We start from the raw sequence: 26,008 nt of genomic DNA on the forward strand, positions 1-26,008 counted from the left end.
GCGCGCCGTCAATCGCGCGCAAGGACCTTGGCGAAGTCGTCTTCATAGGTTCTCAGAACGGGTCTGTAATCGGCGTGCACGACCGGCTCGAAGCCTCCGGGCAGATCCGGTTCGATAGCGAGATACGCATCGGGCGCTTCGCGGCGCAGATCCATCAGGCCGGCGCGAAGGCGGCGCTTGAGCGCGTCCGGCAGGTTCTTGGCGACCACGTGCGCCGAATAGGGAATGGGGGGCGACCGCCAGACAATTTCAAGATCGCTGAACCCCTTTGCGCCGGACACGTAGTAGTCGTTCAACGTTCCGGCCGTGAACCCGTTCTTGGCCTCTCCGGCCAGGCTCGACCACGCGAGCGACGCCTGCACACGTCCGTCCAGGATCGCTCTCAAGCCCTCAAGCGGATTCTGGACTTCGACCAGGGTCTGGAAATGCGCGCGGGCGTTGACCCCGTCCGCGGCCAGGTTGGCCAGGGGCACCCGGTACGCGGCCACGGCATGCTTGTTGCCGACAGCGAGACGCGTGCCCTTGAGGTCTTCAAGCGACGTGTTCCCGGCCCCGCGCTTGCTGACCAGAATTGCATAGAACCGGGCCGGAAAGTCGTCGGGGCCTGCGGTTACGAGCGGCTCGACACAGTCGCAGATCCTGTGTGCCGCCGCATATGCGGACGGGGACAGGCGGACGTAGTCGATTTTTCCGTCCACGATTCTCTCGATCGCATCTCCGAGCGTATCGAGCAAAAACAGGTCAACCGGCAGGTCGACAATCTCTTCCATGGCGAGCCGAAAGGGTTCCACACGGTCACGGGCAGTGTCATCCGCTGCCACGACCACGCCGAGACGCAAACGATCCGGCATGTCCCCGGATGCTTCGGCCTGCGCGGCATTTACCCAGCCGAAGGTGAAAAGAATCACTGCAACAATTTTCACAAACCTGGTCAGCAAGGCCACAGTCCTGTCATAAACCTTTGAGTAAGTTGCGAAAAATTCCCGGCATGGTCGATCACCCGACCACCATCAATTTGGATCGAATTATGAACAATTCTATCACGACGGTTGTCTTCGATATAGGTAATGTGCTGCTCGAATGGAATCCTGAACATCTTTATAAGAAACTGATTCCCGATGCGCCCGAGCGAAAGCGCTTTCTTGACACGGTCTGCACGCCGGACTGGAACCTCCAGCAGGATCTTGGCCGCACCTGGGAAGATGCCGTTCAGACCTTGTCAGCCGAACACCCTGACAAGGCCGATCTGATTGCCGCCTACTCGGATCGCTGGCACGAAATGGTTCCGGGTGAGGTTCCGGGCGTGCGAAGCCTGCTGCTCAATCTGAAGTCCCGCGGCACGCCGCTTTACGCCATCACCAATTTTTCGTCGGAAAAATTCGCGGAAGCCCAGGACCGGTTTCCGTTCCTCAAATCGAGCTTCGCCGACATCGTCGTGTCTGCGGAGGAACGGCTTCTGAAACCCGATCCACGGATCTACCACGTGCTGTTCGAACGCAATGCCCTTGCGCCTGAAACCTGCTTCTTCATCGACGATTCAGCGGCAAATGTTGACGCGGCCCGCAGCGTCGGCATGGCCGCTCACCACTTCCGGACAGCGGACGCACTCGCGGAGGAACTCGCACAACTCGGCCTGTTGCCCGACGGGGAAACGCGGTGATGCCGAACCAGCGTACCGACCCATGAATGAGGCCGTCTCCTAGTGCGATGAGGTTGAAGCTCGTTCGAAGCCCGCTGCAAAGTGAACCGAACTTCAGATTCAGGTGACTAGCCTGCGTAACCGTCCAGGACATTCACGCAATTCGTGCCGAGCTCTTCCACGGCGTAGCCGCCTTCCAGGATGAACAGCGTCGGCACGCCCACCTTGGCGAGCCGTTGGCCGAGCAGAAGGTAGTCGTCACTCTTGAACCTGAACCCGGCGATCGGATCCTTCTCGAAACAGTCCAGCCCCAGCGACACGATCAGGGCGTCGGGCTTGTAGACCAGCAGCCAGCGGCACGCCTCTTCCAGTGCGGGAACATAGCTCTCCCAGTCCGTTCCGTGCGGCAGGGGCCAATTGCGGGTGAAGCCTGTTCCGGCGTGTTCACCGGTCTCGTCGGCAAATCCGAGGAAATAGGGATATTCGACCTTCGGGTCCGCATGGATCGACAGGAACAGAACATCCGGGCGGTCATAAAAGAGCGCTTGCGTGCCGTTTCCGTGGTGATAATCGACGTCCAGGATGGCAATCCGGTTCATGCCGCCGTCACGAAGATATTGCGCCGCAACGGCCGCGTTGTTGAAAAAGCAGTAGCCGCCGAAGAAGTCGAAACCCGCATGGTGTCCGGGCGGACGGCACAGCGCAAACGCGGAGGTTTCACCTTCCAGGAGCAGCTTTGCCCCCGTCAGGGACGTCTCCGCCGACGCGCGCGCGGCCGCGAAAGTGTGTTCCCCCAGAGGTGTTCCGGCATCCATCGAGTAACGGCCGAGCAATCCGTCGATATGTTCTATCTCCACGTCCTGGCGCAGGCTTCGAATGGGCCATACGAAGGGAAAGGCTTCCTTGGTCCGTCCGGCCTCGGTCCACTTGCTCCAGAAACTTTCAAGGAAGGACACGTAATGCGGTGCGTGCACCCGATGGAGGCACCGCATGGCAAAACTTTCGGGCGCAATGATCTCGCCCAGTTTGCGATCCTTCACGGCGTTGAGGACAAACTCGGCCCGGGAGGGTATTTCGACCGCCGGTTTCAATTCGCCATCGGATATTTCCTGTAGCGGCGCATGGGCGAGCTGAAGGTCAGAAAAAACCGTTTTCATGATCCGTCCCTTCCGTTGCCACCGTTTCGCTCTGTGTCTGCCTCAGACAGTCTCAATGTAACCCATCTCAGGAAAAACGGAATTCCGTTACATGCGTGTATGTCTCGGACGGATGCAGCAGGACGGGGGTGAAGTTGTCCCGGTTGACGCTGTCCGGCCACCTTTGCGCCTCCAGGCACAGCCCGGCATGCGCCCCGTAGGTTTTGCCCCCGAGACCGGGAACGGGAATATCGAGACGCGCCGCATCATAGAGCTGCAGACCGGGCTCCGTCGTCCAGACTTCCATGCGGCGCTCGCCGTCCCGGTCCTCAAGGGCCGCTGCGAACTCGACGGTCTGCCGCGGTTGCCCGTCCAGGCAGAAATTATGGTCGTAGACGACGTTCTCCTCACCGGATCGGCGTTTCAGCCTGCGGCCGTCGCGAAAGTCATACGGGGTCCATTCCACCCTCCGGACCTCACCCGTCGGGATCAGGGCATCGTCGACCGGAAGATAGTTTTCCGCCGCTATTTCAAGACTGTGACCCAGAATATCGGCACCGCCGTCCAGATTGAAATAGCTGTGCTGGGTCAGGTTGACCGGCGTGGTCCGGTCGGTCGTCGCTGTGATCTTCACCCGCAGCGCACCTGCTCCGGTCAGGGTGTAGCGCACCAATGCCTCGACACGTCCGGGATACCCCATCTCGCCGTCCTCCGACACAAGCTTCAGGAGCACGCTCGCCTTGTCATGCTGTTCCAGCTGCCAGTTTCTGCCGGAGAACCCCGAAGCACCGCCGTGCAGGTGGTTCCGGCCACCGTCATTGCAGTCAAGCTGATACGCCGTTCCGTCGACAGTCATCCTGCCGCCGGCAATGCGGTTGGCGCACCGTCCGGCAATCGCACCGAAATAGGGAGAATGGTCGAGGTAGCTTTGCAGGTCTTCAAAGCCGAGAACGACGGACTGGCCATCGACCTTCAGGTCGCGGATGATCGCGCCGAAGGTCAGCACGGAGGCTTCGAGCGGTCCCTTTTTCAAGGTGACTTCCCGAACGGGTGAGCCGTCCGGCAACGTGCCGAATTCAGTGATCATGTCGTCTCCCGGGAAACCCGCCTGCCCCACCGCAAGGTGATCGCGGGCGGGACACAAAGCAAGTCCTAAATCGTCTGGTTGTAGTCACCGACTTCAGTGTTCTCGCGCAGAATGCCATCCACGGCCCTGAACATTTCGTGGAGACGTTCCTCGGAAACCGGGCTCTCGACCACGACCACCAGTTCCGGCTTGTTGGAGGACGCGCGCACCAGACCCCAGGTTCCGTCATCGCTCACGACCCGGATGCCGTTCACGGTGATCAGGTCCGTGATCGCCCTGCCTGCGACGGTGTCGCCGTTTTCCTTCATCTGCTTGAAGCGCGCAATGACCCGGTCGACGACATCGTATTTGACCTCATCCGCGCATTTCGGCGACATCGTGGGCGAGCCCCAGGTCTTGGGGAGATCCCGGCGCAGATCCGCCATCGACTTGCACGGGTTCCTGTCCAGCATGTCCAGGATCGCGATTGCAGACACCAGACCGTCGTCATAACCGCGCCCGATCGGCGCATTGAAGAAATAGTGACCGGACTTTTCAAACCCGACAATTGCGTCCAGTTCGTTGACGCGGCGCTTGATGTAGGAGTGCCCCGTCTTGAAATAGTCCGTCTTCGCGCCGTTGGCCTGCAACACAGGGTCGGTGTTGAAAAGACCGGTCGATTTCACGTCAACGACAAACTGGCTGCCGGGATGAATCGCTGAAATGTCCCGTGCCAGCATGACACCGACCTTGTCGGCGAAAATCTCCTCGCCCTCGTTGTCGACGACGCCGCAGCGGTCTCCATCTCCGTCGAAGCCCAGTCCGACTTCCGCACCCACTTCCAGAACCTTGTCCCGAAGCGCGTGCAACATATGCATGTCCTCCGGATTGGGGTTATAGCGCGGGAACGTGTGATCGAGCTCTGCATCCAGCGGAATGACCTCTGCGCCAAGCGCTTCCAGGATCTTCGGCGCGAACGCACCCGCCGTACCGTTGCCGCAGGCTGCCACGACCTTGATCGGCCGCTTGAGTTTCGGCCGGTCCGTGAGTTCCCTGGCATAAATGTCGGCAAAGCCGTCAACGAAGCGGTAGCTGCCGCCGCCCTTGAGTTCGAAAGCGGCCTCCAGAACGATTTCCTTCAGCCGCCCCATTTCTTCGGGCCCGAATGTCATCGGCCGGTCGATGCCCATCTTGACGCCCGTCCAGCCGTTGTCGTTATGCGAGGCGGTGATCATGGCGACCGCAGGCAGATCCAATGCAAACTGTCCGAAATAGGCCATCGGCGACAAGGCCAGACCGATATCATGCACATTGACGCCCGCCGCCAGGAGACCGTTGATGACGGCCATCTTGATCGACGCGGAATAGCCGCGGAAATCGTGACCGACAACGATGTCGGGACGCACGCCGCGTTCGTGAATAAGTGTGCCGATTCCCATCCCCAGGGCCTGCATCCCCATGAGATTTATCTCTTTTTCGAAGAGCCAGCGCGCATCGTACTCGCGAAAGCCCGTCGGCTTCACCATCGGCAGGCTTTCATATTCAAGCGTGTTCGGCGTCAGGCTCGGGAGGGGTTTGGGAAACATCGGTTCCTCGCATTGGATTGAAGGATAGGGTCGGGACCCGCATGCCGGCTCCGGGTCAGAATCACTGGACTAGCACGAGTGTACCACTGGAAATGTCGAACCGCTTCAGCTGGCCGAGAGCGGACATGCCGAGCAGCGGCACGCCCAGGCTGTCGTCTTTCAGAACGATTGCCTCGACATTCCGGAACCGGATGGCACCGATCCTGATCTTGTCGATTTCGGCGCGCGCACCGTAGACCGTGCCGTTTGCCGTACCGATCGGATGCTTGTAGTCGGAGGCGGACAGGAAGATCCCGATGTCACTGGCAACCGAGGCGGGCAGAGCCGTCAGGGTCGCACCGGTGTCGACAAGCATGTCCACGCCGCGCCCGTTCAGGTACGCATCGGCGACATAATGTCCCCGGCGGTCAACGGAAATCCGGTGCCGTCTCGGGCCGGAGCTCTCCTCCTCGTCCCCGCGCTCCCGTTCGGCGCGCTCTGTCCGGTCGGCTGCTCCAAGCCGCGCCTCGACGAGGCTCGGCACCACAGGTGCCAATCCGACGAGCAACAGCAGAATGACAAGGTATCGCAGCATGGGGTTACCCGGGTCTTTCCAACGGACACCCGGCTTACCACGGTTTCCTTAGCGGCCAGTAAAGCCAATTCAGACGATTTGATCTGCGAGGCGGCGAATGTCCTCGCGGCGCGGCGCGCTCGACTGCGCACCCGTCGCCATGCAGGCCAATGCTCCGGCGGCGACGCCTTCCTTTAAGGCACGCCCGATGGGTGTTACCGCATCCAGTGCAGCGGCCAGCGCCCCGCAAAATGCATCGCCCGCGCCGGTCGTGTCGACGACCCTGAGTACCGGAGAGGCAACCTCGAAACGGTCCCCGGCAACGCCCGCCTTCACCCCTTTCGCACCCAAGGTCACGACGACCCGGCGGGTGCCTGTCGCAAAGTGTCCGATAAAGGCATCGAGATCCGCAGCCAGGCCTGCGCGCGCGGCGATGTCCTGCGCCTCGCTCTCGTTGACGACCAGCGTGTCGACGGCATCGAGGCTCGAAACGATGTCTTCCCGCGGCACCGGTGCCGGGTTCCAGAATACGGCGGCGCCGGTCTCGCGGGCACGCCCGATTGCCCGCGTCATCTGGCCGAAAGGCACTTCTCCCTGCAGGAGCAGCGTATCGGCATCGGAAAGACAGCCGTCGAGCCAGTCGGCGTCAACGCGGGCATTGGCGCCGCTGGCGACGATGATCTGGTTTTCGCCCCTGGCGTCGATCCCGATGAAGGCAAGGCCCGACGCGCCGGGCAAGGAGCGGACCGCCGACAGATCTACGCCGGCGTCGCGCATATTGGTCAGGGCGAGCGGTCCGAAGGCATCCTGACCGACCGCGCCGACCATGCGGACCGACGCCCCGGCGCGGCGCGCCGCGAGCGCCTGGTTCGCGCCCTTGCCTCCCGGGAAGGTCTGATGATCCGGCCCGCTCACTGTCTGCCCCGCCCTCGGCAGTTCCTGAACGGCGACGACAAGATCCAGATTGATGGAGCCAAAGACCGTGATCATGACCGGCCCGCCGGGTTACTTGGTGCCGTACATCCGGTCGCCAGCATCACCGAGACCGGGAACGATATAGCCTTTTTCATTCAGCTTCTCGTCGATCGCCGCGGTGTAGATCGGCACGTCCGGGTGCATCTCGTTGAATTTCGCGACACCTTCCGGCGCGCCGAGAAGGCACAGGAAGCGGATGTTGTTGGCACCGCGTTCCTTCAGTTTTTGAACCGCGGCAATGGCGGAATTCGCGGTGGCCAGCATCGGGTCGACAACGATCACCAGGCGCTCGTTCAGGTCTTCCGGTGCCTTGAAGTAGTATTCGACCGGCTGAAGGGTCTCCGGGTCGCGGTAGAGGCCGACATGTGCGACGCGCGCAGAGGGGACCAGTTCAAGCATGCCTTCCAGCAAACCGTTGCCTGCGCGCAGGACCGAGGCGAAGACGAGTTTCTTGCCCGCAAGCGTCGGTGCCTGCATTTCGGCAAGCGGCGTCTCGATGGTCTGGCGGACCAGCGGCAGATCGCGGGTGACCTCATAGCACAGCAGTGTGGAGATCTCGCGCAGCAGACGCCGGAAACCCTGCGTCGATGTTGCCTTGTTGCGCATGATGGAAAGTTTGTGCTGAACCAGCGGATGGCTGATGACGTTGGCTCCGGACATAGAAGCAGACCTTTCGTAACACATTGCGGCCATTTGCAAACTCAAGAGACTGATGTCAAATGGCTTTCCGGCGTTGTTATTGCTTTTGGCAGCCGCCTGCGACCATCGATAGCGGCCTCGTCGGAGGCTTTGTCGGGTATCGGATCGCAGATTGAGCAGCTACCCCTGTAAGGGTGTTCTTACCTTGGTAGCACGCGGAAAGAAAATACTAAAAGCAGCAATAAGAACTCAGCGCCCGGGCTGTGAAAAAGCCGCAGCGCTCGCGGCGGCATATCCGGGCACCATCCTCAGATCGCCGGGTAGGGTTGCCGCGAAAAGTGTCTTGTCCGGATGGTCGAAGCCGCGTTCGGTGCGTACCGCGCTGCCGGCGGAGACGCTTCCGTCTGCGTGGACGTCTTTCCCCGCTGGTCCCTCACCCTTGCGACGATCCACTCGCCCACACCCCAATTTATGAAAAATGTCGCGACGATCGTGACGGCGTACTGGATTGTTATGGCTTCAAAACTCCAGTCTGCCGATCCGGCAATCGCGCCTGATGCCAGCAGAAGGCGCGCCGTCACGACCATCGCAAGACAGGCGTAGCTGCGGATGATCCAGGCAATGTGCCGCTCCAGATCACCGGATACGATCGCGTGAACAGCCATGAAGGTCGCGAGGCACCAACCGGCGGCGCCCGCCGTATAGGCAATGCTGGTCACCAGCATGTCATGGTGAAGCGTCCATGCCAGCGGAACCGCAGTCGTGGATGCGATCACCGACGACACCACGTAGGTTTTTCCAAGAACCATGTGCCAGCGTGACTTGGTACCGCGCAGTATCAGGAGGAACTGGACAGCGCCGCTGACCATGGCGAACGTGCCCGCAATTCCGTGCGCAAAGAACGGCAATTTCGGATGCGCTGCAGCCATCTTGAGGAACATGACCGTTCCATAGACGAGGGGAAAACTGTCCCGGACAGGCGCACCCAGTTGCCACGCGACGTAAAAGATCATCTTCCAGGCCATGAAGGCCGCAAAGACCAGGCAGAAGAGCAGCAAAAGAGCCGCCGTGACCCGCATTGCGTTTTGCCGGCCCGCCACGTTTCGCAACATGACTGCACAGTCGTTGGCGTAATCGATTGGCGCTGGTCGCATCAGAATGTCCTCATCGGTGTTCAGCGCGGCAAACAATTTGCCGTCCCCAAGGACAATCTGTGCGTTAAAGAGGCTGCTTACCTGTGATGCGGGACACTCCACAAATGCAACGTTTCCGACGCTTGCAATGAAGAGAAGAAAATGCCGGATCCCAGGGTACGGACCCATAAATGAAGCCGATTTGGCGGCAGAAATGGCAAAATCTCGCAAGGAAGCGTGCGCAGAGCGGGCTTTATGCCCGGTCAAGCGCGGTGACGTTGCGAGGTGAAGCCATTTTGCCGTCCTTCGGATTTGGCCGTTTTGGCCATCTGCCACGTCGCGAAAGGCTTGAAAATGAACCACATTTCCTGCACTTTCGCTCCTCGCAGTTGGTCAAAACGATCCAAACCAAATTGACTTCATTTATGGGTCCGTACCCTAGGCCCCGAACGGCAACCAGAAAACACCGCCGGGATTGAGAAAACGCCCGAGTTTTTCCAATTCGCCTTCGGATTGCTGCAAGGCGCGTTCCCCGGCGCGGCTCGTTCCCCCTTCCAGAATGCAGGTCAGGGGCAATTGATCTTCCGGCACCTCGAGTTCCGTCCTCAAAAGGTCCGCGAGCCTGTCGGTCAGCGCGGTGGTCACGCCGCGGATCTCGACCATCCTGTCGCGCACGCTGTCCTCGGTCGGGGATTCCGGACCATCCTTGATCTTCAACACACCCGAGAAGACAAACAGCGCGGAGTGCATGTCGTCCGCCGGGGCCGTCAGAAGCTCCAGGTCCGCGACCTCCAGACCGGCCCACGCATAGGGCTCGACCAGGGCGTAGACCATTTCCTGCGCCGCCATGTGGAAGGGATAGATGCTCGCGTTTTCCGCGCCGTTCAGCGCCGAATGCGCGAAGCTGTCTCCGAGCGTGATCTCACCGCTCTCCGCCCCGCCCGGCCAGACCGGCGCGAGCGCTTCGAGCAGTCTGTCCAGCAGGTTGCGCGCGCTGACGGCACCTTCCGCCTCCCGCGCGGCCCGGACCACGAGAAGGCCCGGACGCGTGAAATAGCCTTCCGAAAACAGATCGGACCGCAACGCCAATGCCTCGCCCAGGCGCTTGAGGTGTTTCTGCATGGCATCCAGCAGATCCGTGTCGTCCTGAAGGTCCCATTGCAGGCCCGATGCGAGCTCGTCCTTTTCCATGCGAATGAGCGTTTCGGCATCAACGCGATAGGGATCGGTCATCTCGCTGGAAAACGATCCGGCCGCGAACATGTGGAAGGCCGCGAGCGCGGATGCATGTTTGCCGGACACGCGCGTGCCCGTCATGGGATCCTCGAACGTCCACCCCGGCGGATGCATCGTCTTCATGTATGCGGCGAGGATTGCCAGGTCGGCGGCTGCGGTAAGCATGTGTTCCGCACCCTCGAACGAGCGCGCGTCCGCGAGAGCGGCCCAGCGGTCGATGCCGCCGGCCTCGAAGGCGCGCCAGACCCCGTAAGGCGGGATATGAAAGTCAGGATAGGTTTCCTTGGTGGTTTCCAGCAGAACCAGCAGCGCATCACCAAGGTGCGACAGATCCACCTGAACGTGTCTGAGTTTCCCGTCCGCGGCAAGCGTGAGCAGATCCTGAGACCTGCGCCGAATTTCGCGCGGATCAAAATAGGCCAGTGCCGAACTTTCGCTCGCCATGCCGGGTCACCTCCCTCAGTTGCCGCTGGTTTCCTGTACTGCGCTTTCCAGCCTCACCAGCAGCCGGTTCCTGGTGGCCGCATCGCAGAAAGCGGCTTCGATTGCCGTCCGCGTCACCGCGATCTGATCCTCAAACGACCAGTTGAATGTTTTTGCGACCGAGCTGTATTCCTTGCCGAGCGTCGTTCCGAAGAATGGCGGGTCATCTGAATTCAGGGTGATCTTCACCCCTTCCCTGCGCAGGATGTTCACCGGGTGAAAGCGCAAATGGGAATAAACACCAAGCGCGACATTGGAGCCCGGACACACCTCGAGGACGATCTCCTCGTCGGCAAGTCTCTTGACCAGCTCCTTGTCTTCGATCGCTCTGACACCGTGCCCGATGCGCTTGACCCGCAGAAACTCAAGAGCTGCGATAACGCTGTCCGGCCCGCCGAATTCACCGGCATGCGCGGTCGTCCCAAGCCCGGCCTCAGCCGCCATGCGGAAGGCCCTGGAAAAGTTGGCGGGATGACCGGAGCGTTCGTCTCCGGCAAGACCGAAACCGGTCACCAGCGGATGCGGGGTCGCGATCACTTCCTTGGCGACGCGCTCCACCGAGGCCGATCCGAAATGGCGCACGCCAATCGCGATCATGCGGCCCTCGATCGCAGTTTCCGTCTTGGCCCGCTCGATCCCGGCAGCCAGCCCTTCGACATAGGATTTGTAGGACAGTCCGGCAGCCTGGGCGTGATCCGGCGAGATCGTGATTTCACCGTAGATCGCGCCTTCGGCTGCAAGCATGCGGAAATAGGTTTCCGCCAGCAGCGCGTAATCGGACGGCGTCTTGAAAACCGAACTGGAGACGTCATAAGCCTTCAGAAAAGTGGTGAAGTCCGACCAGACATACTTTCCCTTGCCGTCGATGATTTCGCTTACGTCGATATCATGCTGCCTTGCCAGCCTGCGGACCAGGCTCGGCGGGGCCGCCCCCTCGATGTGACAATGCAATTCAGCCTTAGGAACGTTCACGTTTCACCCATCTCCGGCAGACCGGGGCATGACCTTTCAGCGAGGTTTGCCACCCTGATCACTATCAAAGAAAACTCGACCCGTGGGGACCTTGCGCAATTCCGAGATGATCGGCAATGCTCTCGCCGATATCCGCATAGGTCTTTCTGCCACCAATGCCCCGGCCCGTCACGCCGGGTCCGGTCGCGATTACGGGAACATGTTCGCGCGTGTGATCCGTTCCGGCCCAGGTCGGATCGCAGCCGTGATCGGCGGTCAGCAGCAGCAGATCGCCGTCTTTCAGCCGGGAAATCATCTCCGGGAGCCGCCTGTCGAAATGCTCGAGCGCGGCGGCATAGCCGGGCACATCCCTGCGGTGTCCGTAGAGAGAATCGAAGTCGATGAAATTGGAAAAGACGAGGTCACCGTCTTCCGCCATGTCGATTGCCTCGAGTGTCCGGTCGAAAAGCTGGTCGTTGCCTGCCCCTTTCAGCACTTTCGCGACGCCCTGGTGCGCAAAGATGTCCGAGATCTTGCCGACACCGATGACGGTCCGGCCCGCTTCGCTCAAGCGGTCAAGCAATGTCGGTTCGGGCGGCAGCACGGAATAGTCGCGCCTGTTGGGCGTGCGTTCGAAGGTCTGCGCGCTGTCGCCCAGAAAAGGACGCGCAATCACCCGGCCGATATTATAGGGGTCGGCAAACTCCCGCGTCGTCTCGCACAGCTTCAAGAGCCGGTCGAGGCCGAAATGGTCTTCGTGCGCCGCGATCTGAATGACGGAGTCGGCGGAGGTATAGAAGATCGGCTTGCCCGTTCTGACATGTTCCTCGCCAAGTTCGGCGATGATCTCCGTACCGGAGGCATGCTTGTTGCCCAGAACACCGTCCAGCTGCGCTGCGGCACAGATCGGATCGATAAGGTCCGCCGGGAAAGTCGGAATTGTGTTCGGAAAGTAGCCCCAGTCGAAGCGGACCGGTACGCCGGCGATCTCCCAGTGACCGGACGGCGTGTCCTTGCCGTTCGACACTTCGGCGGCATAGCCCCAGATCCCTTCGGGAGTGCCGTCATGGTCGAGCCCGGGCACGTCCTTGCCGGTCGACAGGCGCGCAGCAGCGCCCAGCCCCAGACGATCCATGTTGGGAACGGCAAGGGGACCGCGGCGCAGTCCGTCCCGGTCGCCCTCGCCACGCGCACAGCATTCGGCTATGTGACCCAGCGTGTCGGATCCGGCGTCACCGAAGGCTGCAGCATCCGCCGCACCGCCGATGCCGAAACTGTCCAGCACACACAGGAATGCTCGAGGCATGGGTCTCTCCTCAGTTCTCTCTCTTGCCGGTCGTTGGAACCGGAGGGCCGGGACAAGTGCACCGGCCGGCAGTTGCTCAGGGCGCGATGCGATCAACCACGCTCGGATGATCTTCAACGTCGATGGCCGATCCGACGGAATAGGCGTTTCTCACTTCGATTGCCGCCGCCTCGGCTTCTTCTTCCGTTCGCGCGTGCACGATGGCCAGCGGCGCATCCGCATCCACGGTGTTGCCGATACCCGCAAGATCGGTGAGACCGACCGAGGGGTTGATCACGTCGGCCGCGGCCCTGCGTCCGCCGCCAAGTGCGACGACCGCGACGCCGACGGCACGGGCATCGATTGCCGTCACGACCCCGTCCCTGTCGGCGTAGACGGGTGCCTGGACCGGCGCCTTGGCGAGATAGAGTTCGCTTTTTTCGATGAAGTCGGCGGGACCACCGAGGGCGTGCACCATCTGCCCGAATTTTTCCGCTGCCTTGCCGCTGTCGAACGCCTCGCGCATCATCTCCGCCCCGGTATCCGCCGTCGGCGCGATGCCGCCCGTCGCCAGAAGTTCACCGCCCTGGGCAACGGTCACGTCCCACAGGCGGTTGTCGACAGACGTGCCTTTCAGGAAGTCGACCGCGTTCTGCATCTCAACCGCATTGCCGGCTGCCGAGGCGAGCGGTTCGTTCATGTCCGTCAGCAGGGCGGTCGTTTTCAATCCGGCTCCGTTGGCAACGAGAACGAGGCTCTCGGCGAGTGCACGTGCCTCGTCCAGGGAGGCCATGAAAGCACCGGTGCCCCATTTCACGTCGAGCACGAGACCTTCCAGCCCGGCCGCCAGTTTCTTGGACAGAATGGACGCGGTGATCAGGTCGATGCTCTCCACCGTCGCAGTGACATCGCGAATGGCGTAGAACCGCTTGTCCGCCGGCGCCAGATTGCCCGTCTGGCCGATCACCGCACAGCCGATGTCGCGCACCACTTTCTTGAACAGCAGATTGTCCGGCTGGGTCTGGTAACCGGGGATGGTGTCGAACTTGTCGAGCGTTCCCCCGGTGTGTCCGAGACCGCGCCCCGATATCATCGGCACGGCAGCGCCGCATGCGGCGAGCGCTGGCGCGAGCATCAGAGACACGTTGTCTCCGACGCCACCGGTGGAATGCTTGTCGAGGACCGGCGCCTCGATCTCCTGCCAGTTCATCACGTCGCCGCTGTCGCGCATGGCAAGTGTGAGGGCGACACGCTCATCAATGGTAAGTCCCTTGAAGAAGACCGCCATGGCAAGGGCGGATACCTGCCCCTCCGTGACGGTTCCGTCTGCGAGACCCTTGACGAAAAACGCGATTTCCTCCGCGTCGAGTGCGCCCCCGTCGCGTTTCTTCCGAATGAGTTCCTGCGGCAGCATTTTGTTGGATCCTTTTTGGTGCCGTTAGTAGCCTTGGGCCGGTGCCGGCTCCGTGCCCTCGATCGTCGCGATCAGGGCGTCCAGAAGACCGCTCGCCCCGAAACGGAAGGTGGAGGCGGAAGCCCAGTTGTGCCCGAGGATCCGGTCGGCGAGCGCGAGATAGGCCTCGGCATCCTCGCTTGTCCTGATGCCACCGGCAGGCTTGAAGCCGATCACCCGTTCGGCGTTGTCGCGGCGGGCTTCCTCGATTGCGGTGAGCATGATCTCCGCCGCTTCAAGAGTCGCGTTGACCTTGACCTTGCCCGTGGACGTCTTGATGAAATCGGCCCCAGCTGCGATGGCAACGTTCGACGCCGCGTGGATCAGGAGCGGATCCCCGATTTCTCCCGTCTCCAGGATGACCTTCAGGATGGCCGGTGCGGGAATGGCTTCCTTGACCCTGATGATCTGCTCTTCAACGAAGCCCTTACGGCCCGCGACAAAGGCCTCGTACGCCATGACGTGATCGATCTCGTCGGCGCCGTCCTCGATGGCTTTCAGCGTTTCGGCGACGACGGCGCCGGTCTCCACACCGCCTTGCGGAAAGTTCACCACCGTTGCGACCTTCACGCCGGTCCCGGTCAGTTCCTTCGCGGCCTGCGCAACGAACCGCGGCCAGACGCAAACAGCGGCGACCGAGCCATGATCGGTGACGGTGCGTTCCGTCAGCTTCGAAATGTCGTCCGGCGTGCAATCGTCATTCAGGTTGGTCAGGTCCACCAGCCCGAGAGCCCGTTTTGCGTTTTCAATCCTGTCGCTCATCAGCCGACCTCCTTCACGAATGCCCGTACCAGCTGTTTCATGCGTTCCATGCCTGTCAGCGCGACGCTCTTGGTTTCGTCGTGGGACAATTCGTGGGTCTGCATTCCGGCGCCGTAGTTGGTGATGATCGACATGGCGACCACGCGCAGTCCCAGGAACCTTGCAACAATGACTTCCGGCACCGTCGACATGCCGACCGCATCGGCGCCCAGCATCCGTGCAGCGCGGATCTCTGCCGGGGTTTCGAACGAGGGCCCGGAGAACCACATGTAGACACCGTCCGCGATCGGATCACCGGTCTCGGCGGCAACCTTCTTCATCGCCGCCTGCAGGTCCCTGTCATAGGCGGCGCTCAGATCCAGAAAGCGCTTTTCGTCTTCTTCACCGATCAACGGGTTCTTGCCGGACCAGTTGATGTGATCGGAAATCAGCATTGGCGAACCGGGGGCGACCTCCTCCCGCAGCGAACCGGCGGCATTGGTCGCCAGCAGGATATCGCAGCCGAGTTCTTTCAGGGTCTCAACCGGTGTGCGCATGACCGTCGGATCACCGCTCTCGTAATAGTGCGCCCGTCCGGACAGGATGACCACCGGAACACCGGCGAGCGTTCCGGCGACGAGTTCGCTGGAATGCGACGTCACGGTGGACACCGGGAACTCCGTCAGGTGTCCGTATGGTATCCGGACAGCATCCTCGACTTCTTCGGCAAGGGCACCGAGGCCCGAACCGAGGATCATGCCAATCTTGTAGGAACCCTTGCGGGCCGCACGGACTATGTCAGCGCATTCACGGCCGTAACCACTCATGGTGGGTCAGTCCTTCTATTTTTGCTCTAATTCAAAAGCGGCAGGCAGCAGTTCCTCCAGCGTGAAACTGCGCTTGATGCCGTTCAGGTCCGCGACATGGACAACGAGATTGTCCGTGCCGAATTCGGCGAAACGCTGGCGGCAGACACCGCAAGGCGTGCAAAGGGCCGCGTCGCCGACAACCACGGCTTCTTCGATCTCCCGGTAACCGGCGGCGATCATGGCGCTGACCGCGCCCCCTTCGGCGCAAACACTGACGGGGTAGGAGGCGTTCTCGACATTGCAGCCGGTAAACACCGTCCCGTCAGGCGTTCTGAAGGCCGCCCCGACGAGAAAGTTCGAATAGGGGGCATAGGCCTTCTCGCGGACTGCCTTCGCAGCATCGAAAAGCGCGTCCAGATCGCTCATGACCGCTCCTTGAGATACGGGATACCGGCCGCCTTCGGCGGGATCGCCTTGCCGATGAAGCCGGCCAGCAGGATAACCGTCAGAATGTAGGGCAGAGCCTGGAAGAACTGCACCGGGATCTCGCCGACACCGGGAAGCTCCTGACCCTGCATGCGGATCGCGACGGCATCGAGGAAGCCGAACAGGAGGCAGGTCAGCATGGCGCTTGCCGGCCGCCACTTGGCGAAGATCAGCGCAGCGAGCGCGATGAAGCCCTTGCCGGCGGTCATGTTGACGCCGAAACCGGCTCCCTGCGCGATGGAGAGATAGGCCCCGGCAAACCCGCACAGGATGCCGCAGGCTATCACGGCGCGATAGCGCAGCCAGGTCACCGAAATACCGGCGGTATCAACGGCCGCCGGGTTTTCGCCAACGGCGCGCAGGCGCAGACCGAAACGCGTCCGGAACAGGATCCACCACGTCAGCGGCACTGCAAGGAAAGCGGCGTAGACGAGGATGTTGTGGCCGGACAGAAGCTCAGAATAGATCGGCCCGATCACCGGGACGTCGCGCAGCTGCTCGGACATCGGCCAGGTAACGTCGGTAAAGCGGCCGCCTTCGGGCAGGGCCGGCGTGCGCCCGCCCTGGCGGAACCAGGTCTGGCCGAGCAGCGCCGTCAGACCGGCGGCCAGAAAGTTGATGGCGACGCCCGACACGATCTGGTTGCCGCGGTTGGAGATCGACGCAAAACCGTGCAGCAGTCCGAGGGATACGGACACGCCGATACCGGCGAGCAGACCAAGCCAGGCATTGGCGGTGATATAGGCCACCGCCCCTGCCCCGAATGCCGCGCCGAGCATCTTTCCTTCCAGGCCGATGTCGACGACGCCGGAGCGTTCCGAATAGAGACCGGCAAGGCAGGCAAGCAGAAGCGGCGTGGACAGGCGAACGGTCGAATCGAGGATCAGAATGAAATCTTCAAACATGATTACGCCTCCTTGGCCTTGAGTGCCTGGGAAGGCGTGAACAACTTGATGATCGCTGGCCGGAACATGTACTCAAGAGCGCCTGCAAACAGGATCACGAGACCCTGGATGACGATGATCATGTCGCGGGTGATGTTGGGCATTTCGAAGGAAAGCTCGGCCCCGCCCTGGTAGAGCATCCCGAAGAGAATGGCTGCCAGGATGATGCCGACCGGATGCGCGCGGCCCATCAGGGCAACGGCAATGCCGACGAATCCATAGCCCGTCACGAAGTCGATCAGGAGACGGTGCTGGGATCCCATGATCTCGTTGATCGCCATCATGCCGGCCAGGCCGCCGGAGATCAGCATCGTGATGACGATCGTGCGTACCGGCGAAATGCCGGCATAGACAGCTGCCGTGGCATTGGCACCGAAGGACCTGATTTCGAAGCCGAGCTTCGTGCGCCAGATCAGGAGCCAGACGAGCAGACAGGCACCCAGCGCCAGGAAGAGCGACAGGTTGACCGGCGCATAGCCAAATCCGAAAGACGGGAAAATGTCATTGAGGAACGGCAGGCGGCCGCCGTCTTCGAAGGTTCTGGTCTCCGGCTGCATCGAGCCCTGTTCCTTCAGCATGCCATTGAGCAGATAGACCATAAGCGACGACGCGATGAAGTTGAACATGATCGTGGTGATCACGACATGGCTGCCCCGGGTTGCCTGCAGCCAGGCCGGAATGAAGGCCCAGGCTGCGCCCGTCAGGGCCGACCCGATGACGGCAAAAGGCAACGTGACGTACCAGGGCACAACGCTGTCGAACGCCAGGCAGGCAAACGCGACGCCCAGGCCGCCGAGATAGGCCTGGCCCTCGCCGCCGATATTGAAGAGACCGGCATGAAAGGCGACCGCGACCGCCAGTCCGGTGAAAATGAAGTTGGTTGCGTAGAACAGCGTGAACCCGATGCCCTCGCCGTAGCCAAGCGATCCCCAGACGAGGATCTGCACCGCTTCAAGCGGGTTCTCGCCGATAAGGACAACGACCAGGCCCGACACGAGAAACGCGGCAGCCAGGTTGAGGAAGGGAATGAGGCCGAGATCGACCCAGCGTGGAAGCTGACCGGCAGTCATTGCACACCTCCCTGCGCGGACGGGGTATTGTCGACGCCGGCCATCAGCAGGCCGAGGTCACCTTCTTCCGCATTGGCTCCGCGTTCACCGACGATCCTGCCGTCGAACATCACCAGGACCCGATCGGACAGCGCCCGGATTTCGTCCAGTTCGACCGACACCAGCAATACGCCCTTTTCGGCGTCGCGCAGTTCCACCAGCCGCCGGTGGATGAACTCGATCGCGCCGATGTCGACACCGCGCGTCGGCTGGCCGACCAGAAGCACCTCCGGGTCCCGCTCGATCTCGCGCGCCAGAACGATCTTCTGCTGGTTGCCACCAGAAAAATTCGCGGTTTTCAGCATCGGGTTCGGCGGGCGAATGTCATATTTCTCGATTTCGGCGACCGCGTTTTTCTTGATGGTGCCGAGATCCATCAAAAGGCCCTTGGAATAGGCCGGATCGCGGTGATATCCGAGGATGGAATTTTCGTATTCGGTGAAGCTGTTGATCAGCCCCATCCGGTGGCGGTCTTCGGGAACGTGCCCCATGCTCTTTTCGCGCATGTCGGCAGCATCAAGCGTGCTTGTGCTGAGATCGATCGTTTCCCCGTGGATTTTCAGGGTGCCGGTGGTCGCGCGGCGGATGCCGGAGAGCGTTTCCAGAAGTTCGGACTGGCCGTTGCCGGAAACGCCCGCAATGCCGACGATTTCGCCGGCCCTGACCGAAAACGACACGTCCTTGACCACCTGAACGCCTCGGCTGTCGGTCACGGTGAGGTTGGACACTTCCATCACCGGCGCTTTCGGTTCCGCAGGCTTCTTGTCCACCCGCAGCAGCACCGAGCGGCCGACCATCAGTTCGGCGAGTTGCTCCATGGACGTGTCCTTGGTTTCCACCGTGGCCACCATCTCGCCGCGCCGCATGACCGAAACCGTGTCCGTGATCGCCATGATTTCACGCAGCTTGTGCGTGATCAGAAGAACGGTCTTGCCTTCGTTCCTGAGGACTTCGAGGATCTTGAAAAGGTGGTCCGCTTCGGCCGGTGTCAGGACGCCTGTCGGCTCATCGAGAATGAGGATCTCGGCGCTGCGGTAGAGCGCCTTCAGGATCTCGACCCGCTGCTGAAGGCCAACGGGAAGATCTTCAATCAACGTGTCGGGATCGACCCTCAGTTCGTATTCTTCTTCCAGGCGCTTCAGCTCGGAGCGAGCGCGAAACAGGCCGCCGGCGAGCAACTGGCTGTCTTCGGCACCCAGCACGACATTTTCCAGGACGGAGAAATTGTCCACCAGCATGAAGTGCTGGTGGACCATGCCGATCCCCATCGCGATCGCCGCCTTGGAATCGGGGATCGTCTGTTTCGCACCGTCGATGAGAATGTCTCCGTCATCGGCGTGATAGAAGCCGTAAAGGATGGACATCAGGGTGGACTTGCCTGCGCCGTTTTCCCCGATGATGCCGTGGATGGACCCTTTCTTCACGACAAGGTCGATGTCCTTGTTCGCGTGAACCGGGCCAAATCGCTTGTTTATCTTTCGCAGCTCGATTGCCGGCGTTTCGCTCATGCCTTCCCCCAGGCCCGACGGTTGTTTCCTGTCATTCTTCCTGCCCCCAGTCGACGCATCTGCGGATCAGAGCGGACACGCGCCTTCGGTCACCACATCATGCACCTTGATACGGCCAGCGGAAATGTCGGCGACCGCCTTGTCGGCAGCGGCTTTCATGTCGTCCGAAACGAGATCCGCGTTGTTTTCGTCCAGCACCCAGTCCATGCCGCCCTCGGCGAGACCGAGCACCTGGATGCCCGGTGCGAAGGTGCCGTCCCGGGCGGATATGAAACTGTCGAACACCGCATTGTCGACCCGCTTGCGGATCGAGGTCAGCACCTTGCCGGGATGCAGGCCGTTCTGGTTGCTGTCCGTGCCGATCCCCAGGATATCCGCATCCGCGGCAGCCTGGAGCACGCCAAGCCCCGTTCCGCCGGCGGCCTGAATGATCACGTCGGCGCCACGCTGGATCTGACCGATTGCAAGTTCGCCGCCGCGCACCGGGTCGGTGAAGGCCGCAGGCGTGTCCCCGGTCATGTTGAAGACGACGCTGACTTTCGGGTTCGCGGCCTGCGCTCCCTGCTTGTAGCCGCACAGGAACCTCTGGATGATCGGAATGTCCATGCCGCCGACAAAGCCGATGGTTCCGGATTTCGTCGCCATGGCCGCAAGCAGACCCGCGATATAGGCCCCCTCCTGTTCCTTGAACACGTAGGAGCGCACGTTCGGCTGGTCGACGACCATGTCGACGATCGCGAAATCGGTCTCCGGAAAGTCCGGCGCGACCTGCCCGAGCGCGTTGGCCTGGTTGAAGCCGATCGCGACCACCGGTTCGCTGCCACGGCTGGCAAAGTTCCGCAGGGCCTGCAGGCTCTGGGAATCCCGTTCCAGGGCAAACTCCCGCACGGCCGCACCGGTTTCATCCTGAAACCGCTGCACGCCCGTGTAGGCACTTTCGTTGAAGGAGCCGTCGAACTTGCCGCCGACGGAATAGACGATCGCGGGATCCGCGAAGGCAGCCGACGCGGTGAATGCCGCGGCCAGGGCCGCTGTGAACAGTCCAGATTTCAAGCTGATCATCCGATCCCCCGGCAGAACGTTTGGGCGGCAGGTGATATCAGGTGGATGCCTCCGCGCCCCTGGGCGCGGAGGCTGAGTTTTCGAGAACCCTCAGTTCGGGCAGGATTCGTCGGACATGTAGTCGTGGACGACGATTTCGCCGGAGATGATCTGCTGGCTCGCCTGCTCGACGGCGGCTTTCATCTCGTCGTTCACGAGTTCCGCATTGTTGTCGTCCAGCGCCCAGTCGACGCCGCCTTCCTTGAGGCCGAGGACTTCGAAGCCGGAGGACCAGCTGTCGTTTTCCGCGTCTTCGAACGCCTGGTAAACGGCAATGTCGACTCGCTTCAGCATGGAGGTCAGAACGGAGCCGGGGTGCAGTCCGTTCTGGTTGCTGTCGACGCCGATGCCCAGCTTGCCGGCATCAGCTGCCGCCTGAAGAACACCGATGCCGGTGCCGCCGGCTGCGTGATAGACCACGTCGGCACCGCGGTCGAACTGCGACTTGGCCAGTTCACCGCCCTTGACCGGGTCGTTCCAGGCCGCACCGGTCGTACCGGTCATGTTCTCGAACACCTCGGCATCCGGATTGGCGGCTGCCACACCCTGCTTGTAGCCGCAGGCGAACTTGCTGATCAGCGGGATGTCCATGCCGCCGACAAAACCGACCTTGCCGGTCTCGGAGGCCATGGCGGCCAGAAGACCGACGATGTAGGAGCCTTCGTGCTCCTTGAAGAGAATGGAGCGGACGTTGGGCAGGTCGACGACCATGTCGACAATCGCGAATTGCGTGTCCGGGAATTCCGCGGCGACCTTCTCGACCGCGTTGGCCTGCGAGAAGCCGATGGCGACGATCGGGTTCATGCCGCGCTTGGCAAAGTTGCGCAGCGCCTGTTCGCGCTGGCTGTCGTTCTGGATCTCGAAATCGCGGTACTCGATGCCGTAGTCCTGCTTGAATTTCTCAGCACCGGTGTAGGCTGCCTCGTTGAACGACTTGTCGAACCGTCCGCCGAGATCGTAAAGCACGGCCGGCTTGGTTTCAGCCGCTGCGGTCGCGACGGTAAAGGCCAGTCCGGCAAGCGCCGTGCCGATGGTTAGAAGCTTCTTCACGTTTATGTCCTCCGACATGCGGGGGCCTGCTTTTTGTCAGACCCGTTTCCCCTCGTGACCCAGCCGCTTCATGCGGACTGTGCCAGTTGCAATCCGGCCTTCGCACTCAGAGCCCTCGCGAGGGTCTCGTCCGTGACAAGGTCGGTAATGACACCGGTGCGCAGTGCGGCAAGGGTTGCATCCACCTTGCTCAGCCCACCCACCAGCGCAATGACGCGGCGCCCGCGCACTTCGTCGAAGTGCAGACCCACGGCGCAATCGCCGAGCGAATTGGGAGCCAGTTTTCCTTCAATCGTCAAAAAGCGGCCCATCAAATCACAGACGGCGCCGCATGACATCAATTGTTCCTGTTCCTGCTTTGAAATCATGCCGCGCTGGACCAGGTGCCCCTCGTTCTCGACCGACCCGATGCCGATCAGGAAGGCATCGGACTGGCGCGCACGCGCCATCAGGTCCTGGACGCTGCGCTGGGTCAGGAACATGGCCTTTTCGTCGGGATTTTCGGCAAAATACGGTACGGGCAGATAGTAGCCGATCCCGCCCGTGCGTTCCTGCATCTTCTGCACGATATCATAGGGGTTCGCTGCCAATGTGCGCGTCAGCGAGCCGCAGATGGACATGATTTCCAGATCCTGGCGCGCTGTCTTGGGCAGGGCCTCGACGGAGGCCTTCATGGTGCGGCCCATGCCTACACCGAGACGCTTGACGCTCGGGCCGGACAGCAATCCGGTCAGGAACTGTGATGCCGAAACGGCGACGGCGCGCAGAACCCCTTCATCATCTCCGCCGCCAAGATCGGGCGCGATGATGCAGTTGGTGAGATCGAAGAAACGCGTGAGTTCCTTTTCCAGCTGCAGGCATTCCATCGGTCTGCCGTCGACCTGAAACTTTACGTAACCTGCTTTCTGCGCATGCGCGATCAGCCGATGCACCTTGGCCGGCGAGACGCCCAGCTGAGACGCGATCTCGCCCTGGGTGCGGCCGCCCACGAAAGACAGCCATGCCGCCCGGATGGCCATATATGATGTCCAGTCGTCTTCGTGCGCCTGCATGTTACGTCGACACCTTCCCACGGCCGGATCAAAGATGCTCCGAACCCGCCAACGAATCCGGCCCTTTCAACGGGCCCTTGTTTTCTTCCGGTGCGATTTTCAGATCGCACCGAAAAATTCTTCACCAAGTGAGAATTTATTCAGATCATGACCAGTGCACTTGGGTTCGTCAACCAAAAAAGCTCCCGAATTTTAAGCAGAATGCTTCATTTCAGGGCATTCATGCAGCTTAGACCAAAAAATCCGGCCCGGCAGTTTTTGCCGCCTGATGCCGGAAACGTGACAGCACCCGGCAAAATCTGCCTAGCAATCCGGCAGAAAGTTCCTATCTGTGGAAGATACGCACTCCGTGCACATTTGATTTTGCCAGTTAATTTGATTTCAGCTAGATTTGGCACGTAGCTTGCTAAGTAAATCCTGAAACAAACCCAAGGCGATTCGCACGCATTCGCAAGAATCACAAGGACTGTAAAGACGAGTAACAGAACAACAAAATAACACTGGGGAGACGTGGCACCGCGGTCGAAAGGCCGGAATAAGGAGAAAACAATGCGTCTCGACAAAATAAAAGACTGTGCACTGACAGTAGCGAAAGTGCTGTCCCTTCCAGCAGCGGCCATGCTGCTCATCCTTCCCGCCGAAGCCCGGGACCTCCGGCCGGCGATGCCTTCGACCGCAAATCTCTCGTACGATCCGGCCAACGAGGTCGACGTGGAACTCGTGCTCGCGGTCGACATCTCACAATCCATGGACACCGAAGAACAGGAAATCCAGCGGGCGGGCTATGTCGCCGCGCTGACCTCGCGCGAATTCATCGATGCCATCCAGGTCGGACCGATCGGCCGCGTCGCCGTGACCTACATGGAATGGGGCGGTGTCGATGAACATTTCATCGTCGCCGACTGGACCGTCGTGAAGGATGCGGCAACCGCCTCGCATTTCGCGTCCAAGATCGCCGAAGCGCCCCTCAGGCAGGTGCAGCGGACGTCAATCGTGTCGGCGCTCGAAAAATCCGTCGAACTGGTCCAGACCAACCAGTATATGGGGCTGCGCCGCGTCATTGACATTTCCGGGGACGGCCCGAACAACCAGGGTGGCTCCGTGACGGAAATGCGCGACCGCATGGTTGCCGCCGGCGTAACGATCAACGGGTTGCCGCTGATGATGAAAACGAACAAGAACTCCTGGCAGGCCATGCTGAACCTCGATCACTATTACGAAGACTGCGTGATCGGCGGCCCCGGCTCGTTCGCGATCCCCGTCCGGTCGAAGGAAGGGTTCGCCGATGCCATTCGCATGAAGCTCGTCCTGGAAATCGCCGGGCTGCATCTGAAAGAACCCGACCCCTATTTCCGCCGCGTTTCAGCGCGTGAACCGGTCCGGTGCAACCTGTTCGACTAGGGTCCGCACCCCAGACCAGCCACGTCTTCTCCCTATCGACTGCCGCGCTCCGTGGAGGGCGCGGCTTTTTTTTGTCTCCCGAATTTTTTCGCCGGAATCGCGCCTTTCCGCAATCTTCTGGCGGTTCCCCCTTTGCGCGCAGCCCACTTTGCGGCTAATAACCAAGCCGCCCATCGGTCTTGCCGCGAGAGGAACCCGAATGCCAGCCACGCCGACACTTGCCCTTGTTGCGCATGACGCAAAAAAGGATGCGATGGTGGACTTCGCCCTGCGCCACCGCGAAAAACTGGCGGCGTTCAACCTGGTCGGGACCGGCACGACCGGCGGCCGCGTGCTGGAGGCCTGTCCGGAACTCCGGCTCGAGCGCCTGAAGAGCGGTCCTCTCGGCGGAGACCAGCAACTGGGCGCGATGATCGCGGAAGGGAAGCTGCAGGGCCTGTTTTTCTTTGTCGACCCCCTATCCCCGATGCCGCATGACGTTGATGTCAAAGCGCTGATGCGGCTGGCACTGGTCTACGACATTCCCATGGCGCTCAACGAATCCACGGCAGACATCCTGCTCCGGTCAGCGCGCCTGCAGGGCCTTCAGACAACATCCGATACACCTGAGGTCGGTACGTCCAAGTCATGAATTGCAAGCCAGGTTCTAAATCCTTCGCGTATCCCGTTCTCGTTGCCGATATCGGCGGCACCAATGCCCGTTTCGCGCTTGTCGACAGCAGTGACGCGCCCACACGCATGTGCGGGAAGACGGCAACAGCCGATCATCCGGACATTTCCTCCGCCATACGTGCAGCCGTGTTTCCGGAAGCCGAAGCGCGACCCCGGACAGCGATCATTGCCGTTGCCGGCCCGGTAACCGGCGATGCCATCCCGCTGACCAACGCCGCCTGGGTCATCGAACCTCTGAAGATGATCGCCGATCTCGGCCTGGAAGAGGTCGTGGTTCTCAATGACTTCGAGGCGCAGGCGCTTGCCTTGCCGGGATACAGCGGCGGCGATATCGAACAGGTCGGGACCGGAGCCATCCGCACAAACAGTGCCAAATTCGTCCTCGGTCCCGGAACCGGGCTCGGTGCAGCGGCAATGATCTTCGCGGCCGGAACCTGGGTTCCCGTACCCGGCGAAGGCGGACATGTCGAACTCGGACCGGTGAGCGAAGAAGATGTCCAGATCTGGCCGCATATCGAGCGGGTCGGCGGGCGCATCGGCGCGGAACAGCTTCTGAGCGGGACGGGGTTGCCGCGCCTGGCACGGGCCGTCGGCGTCTGGATGAACGCCGAACGGTCCTTCGACACGCCCGCCACGATCACGCAGGCGGCCGAAGACAACGATCCGGTCGCGGTCAAGACGCTGAACATCTTTGCCAGAAGCCTGGGACGCGTTGCCGGCGACTGCGCTCTTACCGTCCTTGCGCGTGGCGGTGTCTACCTGACCGGGGGCATTACGCCCCGCATCACGCGGTTTCTGACCGATGGCGATTTCAGGTCCGCGTTCGAAGCCAAGTCACCTCATGAAACGCTCATGGGCAAGATACCGACCTTCATCGTGCGCCATCCCGATCCGGCGCTTGAAGGGCTTGCCTCCTTCGCACGCGAGCCGAACGCCTTCGCGGTCGACATGCAGGGACGGCAGTGGACAGCCGACAGCACATCACCTGCAGCTTAGAGCA

Annotated in this window: 25 protein-coding genes; 4 read left to right on the forward strand and 21 right to left on the reverse strand. The window is 61.4% G+C overall.

All coding sequences use genetic code 11. The annotated features are described in order from the left end of the window. Positions 1 to 8: 8 nt before the first annotated feature. Complete coding sequence (locus ACO08A_RS05590; protein WP_422040199.1) at positions 9 to 908, reverse strand: phosphate/phosphite/phosphonate ABC transporter substrate-binding protein; 900 nt, start codon at positions 906 to 908, stop codon at positions 9 to 11. Between the two features lie 119 nt (positions 909 to 1,027). Here ACO08A_RS05590 and ACO08A_RS05595 point away from each other — a divergent pair, with 119 nt between their 5' ends. After that, on the forward strand, positions 1,028 to 1,660 hold the full coding sequence (locus tag ACO08A_RS05595; protein ID WP_422040200.1) for an HAD family hydrolase: 633 nt from the start codon (positions 1,028 to 1,030) through the stop codon (positions 1,658 to 1,660). 107 nt (positions 1,661 to 1,767) lie between these two features. On the opposite strand, the gene ACO08A_RS05600 is transcribed toward ACO08A_RS05595, so the two are convergent. The 20 genes from ACO08A_RS05600 to ACO08A_RS05695 form a co-directional block, all read right to left on the reverse strand. Beyond that, positions 1,768 to 2,796, reverse strand: a complete 1,029-nt coding sequence (locus ACO08A_RS05600) for a histone deacetylase family protein (RefSeq protein WP_422040201.1) — start codon at positions 2,794 to 2,796, stop codon at positions 1,768 to 1,770. A gap of 67 nt (positions 2,797 to 2,863) precedes the next feature. Further along, a complete protein-coding gene (locus ACO08A_RS05605; RefSeq protein WP_422040202.1) occupies positions 2,864 to 3,862 on the reverse strand; it encodes an aldose epimerase family protein in 999 nt (332 codons plus the stop codon). Between the two features lie 65 nt (positions 3,863 to 3,927). Beyond that, positions 3,928 to 5,427 (reverse strand): phosphomannomutase/phosphoglucomutase, encoded by a 1,500-nt coding sequence (locus tag ACO08A_RS05610; RefSeq protein ID WP_422040203.1) that lies wholly within the window; start codon positions 5,425 to 5,427, stop codon positions 3,928 to 3,930. A 61-nt stretch (positions 5,428 to 5,488) separates the two neighbouring features. Continuing rightward, on the reverse strand, positions 5,489 to 6,001 hold the full coding sequence (locus tag ACO08A_RS05615; RefSeq protein WP_422040204.1) for a retropepsin-like aspartic protease family protein: 513 nt from the start codon (positions 5,999 to 6,001) through the stop codon (positions 5,489 to 5,491). A gap of 69 nt (positions 6,002 to 6,070) precedes the next feature. Further along, complete coding sequence (locus ACO08A_RS05620; RefSeq protein WP_422040205.1) at positions 6,071 to 6,970, reverse strand: ribokinase; 900 nt, start codon at positions 6,968 to 6,970, stop codon at positions 6,071 to 6,073. A gap of 15 nt (positions 6,971 to 6,985) precedes the next feature. Then, the gene (gene upp, locus ACO08A_RS05625) at positions 6,986 to 7,615 is read right to left on the reverse strand and encodes a uracil phosphoribosyltransferase (RefSeq protein ID WP_319385794.1); all 630 of its coding nucleotides are present in this window, start codon (positions 7,613 to 7,615) and stop codon (positions 6,986 to 6,988) included. A 287-nt stretch (positions 7,616 to 7,902) separates the two neighbouring features. After that, positions 7,903 to 8,748: a DUF2306 domain-containing protein gene (locus tag ACO08A_RS05630; protein WP_422040206.1), complete on the reverse strand. Its 846-nt coding sequence runs from the start codon at positions 8,746 to 8,748 to the stop codon at positions 7,903 to 7,905. A 417-nt stretch (positions 8,749 to 9,165) separates the two neighbouring features. Then, positions 9,166 to 10,407, reverse strand: a complete 1,242-nt coding sequence (locus ACO08A_RS05635) for a DUF1688 family protein (protein ID WP_422040207.1) — start codon at positions 10,405 to 10,407, stop codon at positions 9,166 to 9,168. Positions 10,408 to 10,422: 15 nt separating this feature from the next. Further along, entirely contained in the window at positions 10,423 to 11,418 is a 996-nt protein-coding gene (locus ACO08A_RS05640) for an adenosine deaminase (RefSeq protein WP_422040208.1), read from the reverse strand. 64 nt (positions 11,419 to 11,482) lie between these two features. Continuing rightward, positions 11,483 to 12,703: a phosphopentomutase gene (locus ACO08A_RS05645; RefSeq protein ID WP_422040209.1), complete on the reverse strand. Its 1,221-nt coding sequence runs from the start codon at positions 12,701 to 12,703 to the stop codon at positions 11,483 to 11,485. Positions 12,704 to 12,779: 76 nt separating this feature from the next. Beyond that, complete coding sequence (gene deoA, locus ACO08A_RS05650) at positions 12,780 to 14,096, reverse strand: thymidine phosphorylase (protein WP_422040210.1); 1,317 nt, start codon at positions 14,094 to 14,096, stop codon at positions 12,780 to 12,782. A gap of 24 nt (positions 14,097 to 14,120) precedes the next feature. Next, the gene (deoC, locus tag ACO08A_RS05655) at positions 14,121 to 14,897 is read right to left on the reverse strand and encodes a deoxyribose-phosphate aldolase (RefSeq protein WP_422040211.1); all 777 of its coding nucleotides are present in this window, start codon (positions 14,895 to 14,897) and stop codon (positions 14,121 to 14,123) included. Beyond that, positions 14,897 to 15,703: a purine-nucleoside phosphorylase gene (locus ACO08A_RS05660; protein ID WP_422040212.1), complete on the reverse strand. Its 807-nt coding sequence runs from the start codon at positions 15,701 to 15,703 to the stop codon at positions 14,897 to 14,899. The genes deoC and ACO08A_RS05660 overlap by 1 nt, the downstream gene beginning before the upstream one ends. Before the next feature lie 15 nt (positions 15,704 to 15,718). Beyond that, positions 15,719 to 16,111, reverse strand: coding sequence for a cytidine deaminase (locus ACO08A_RS05665; protein WP_422040213.1), 393 nt, complete (start codon positions 16,109 to 16,111; stop codon positions 15,719 to 15,721). Beyond that, positions 16,108 to 17,076, reverse strand: coding sequence for an ABC transporter permease (locus ACO08A_RS05670; RefSeq protein WP_422040214.1), 969 nt, complete (start codon positions 17,074 to 17,076; stop codon positions 16,108 to 16,110). The genes ACO08A_RS05665 and ACO08A_RS05670 overlap by 4 nt, the downstream gene beginning before the upstream one ends. 2 nt (positions 17,077 to 17,078) lie before the next feature. Next, complete coding sequence (locus ACO08A_RS05675; protein ID WP_421981377.1) at positions 17,079 to 18,185, reverse strand: ABC transporter permease; 1,107 nt, start codon at positions 18,183 to 18,185, stop codon at positions 17,079 to 17,081. Continuing rightward, positions 18,182 to 19,732, reverse strand: coding sequence for an ABC transporter ATP-binding protein (locus ACO08A_RS05680; protein ID WP_422040215.1), 1,551 nt, complete (start codon positions 19,730 to 19,732; stop codon positions 18,182 to 18,184). The genes ACO08A_RS05675 and ACO08A_RS05680 overlap by 4 nt, the downstream gene beginning before the upstream one ends. 66 nt (positions 19,733 to 19,798) lie before the next feature. Continuing rightward, positions 19,799 to 20,794, reverse strand: a complete 996-nt coding sequence (locus tag ACO08A_RS05685; RefSeq protein ID WP_422040216.1) for a BMP family lipoprotein — start codon at positions 20,792 to 20,794, stop codon at positions 19,799 to 19,801. Between the two features lie 90 nt (positions 20,795 to 20,884). Beyond that, entirely contained in the window at positions 20,885 to 21,883 is a 999-nt protein-coding gene (locus tag ACO08A_RS05690) for a BMP family lipoprotein (RefSeq protein WP_421981374.1), read from the reverse strand. Positions 21,884 to 21,951: 68 nt separating this feature from the next. Then, positions 21,952 to 22,935, reverse strand: a complete 984-nt coding sequence (locus tag ACO08A_RS05695) for a sugar-binding transcriptional regulator (RefSeq protein ID WP_421981373.1) — start codon at positions 22,933 to 22,935, stop codon at positions 21,952 to 21,954. A gap of 549 nt (positions 22,936 to 23,484) precedes the next feature. On the opposite strand from ACO08A_RS05695, the gene ACO08A_RS05700 reads away from it, so the two are divergent. From ACO08A_RS05700 to glk, 3 genes are all read left to right on the forward strand, one after another. Next, positions 23,485 to 24,336, forward strand: coding sequence for a DUF1194 domain-containing protein (locus ACO08A_RS05700; RefSeq protein ID WP_422040217.1), 852 nt, complete (start codon positions 23,485 to 23,487; stop codon positions 24,334 to 24,336). Between the two features lie 199 nt (positions 24,337 to 24,535). Further along, a complete protein-coding gene (locus ACO08A_RS05705; protein ID WP_422040218.1) occupies positions 24,536 to 24,967 on the forward strand; it encodes a methylglyoxal synthase in 432 nt (143 codons plus the stop codon). Next, positions 24,964 to 26,004, forward strand: coding sequence for a glucokinase (gene glk, locus ACO08A_RS05710; protein ID WP_422040219.1), 1,041 nt, complete (start codon positions 24,964 to 24,966; stop codon positions 26,002 to 26,004). The genes ACO08A_RS05705 and glk overlap by 4 nt, the downstream gene beginning before the upstream one ends. Positions 26,005 to 26,008: the final 4 nt, after the last annotated feature.

This window comes from Roseibium sp. (assembly GCF_965232425.1).
Taxonomy (GTDB): domain Bacteria; phylum Pseudomonadota; class Alphaproteobacteria; order Rhizobiales; family Stappiaceae; genus Roseibium.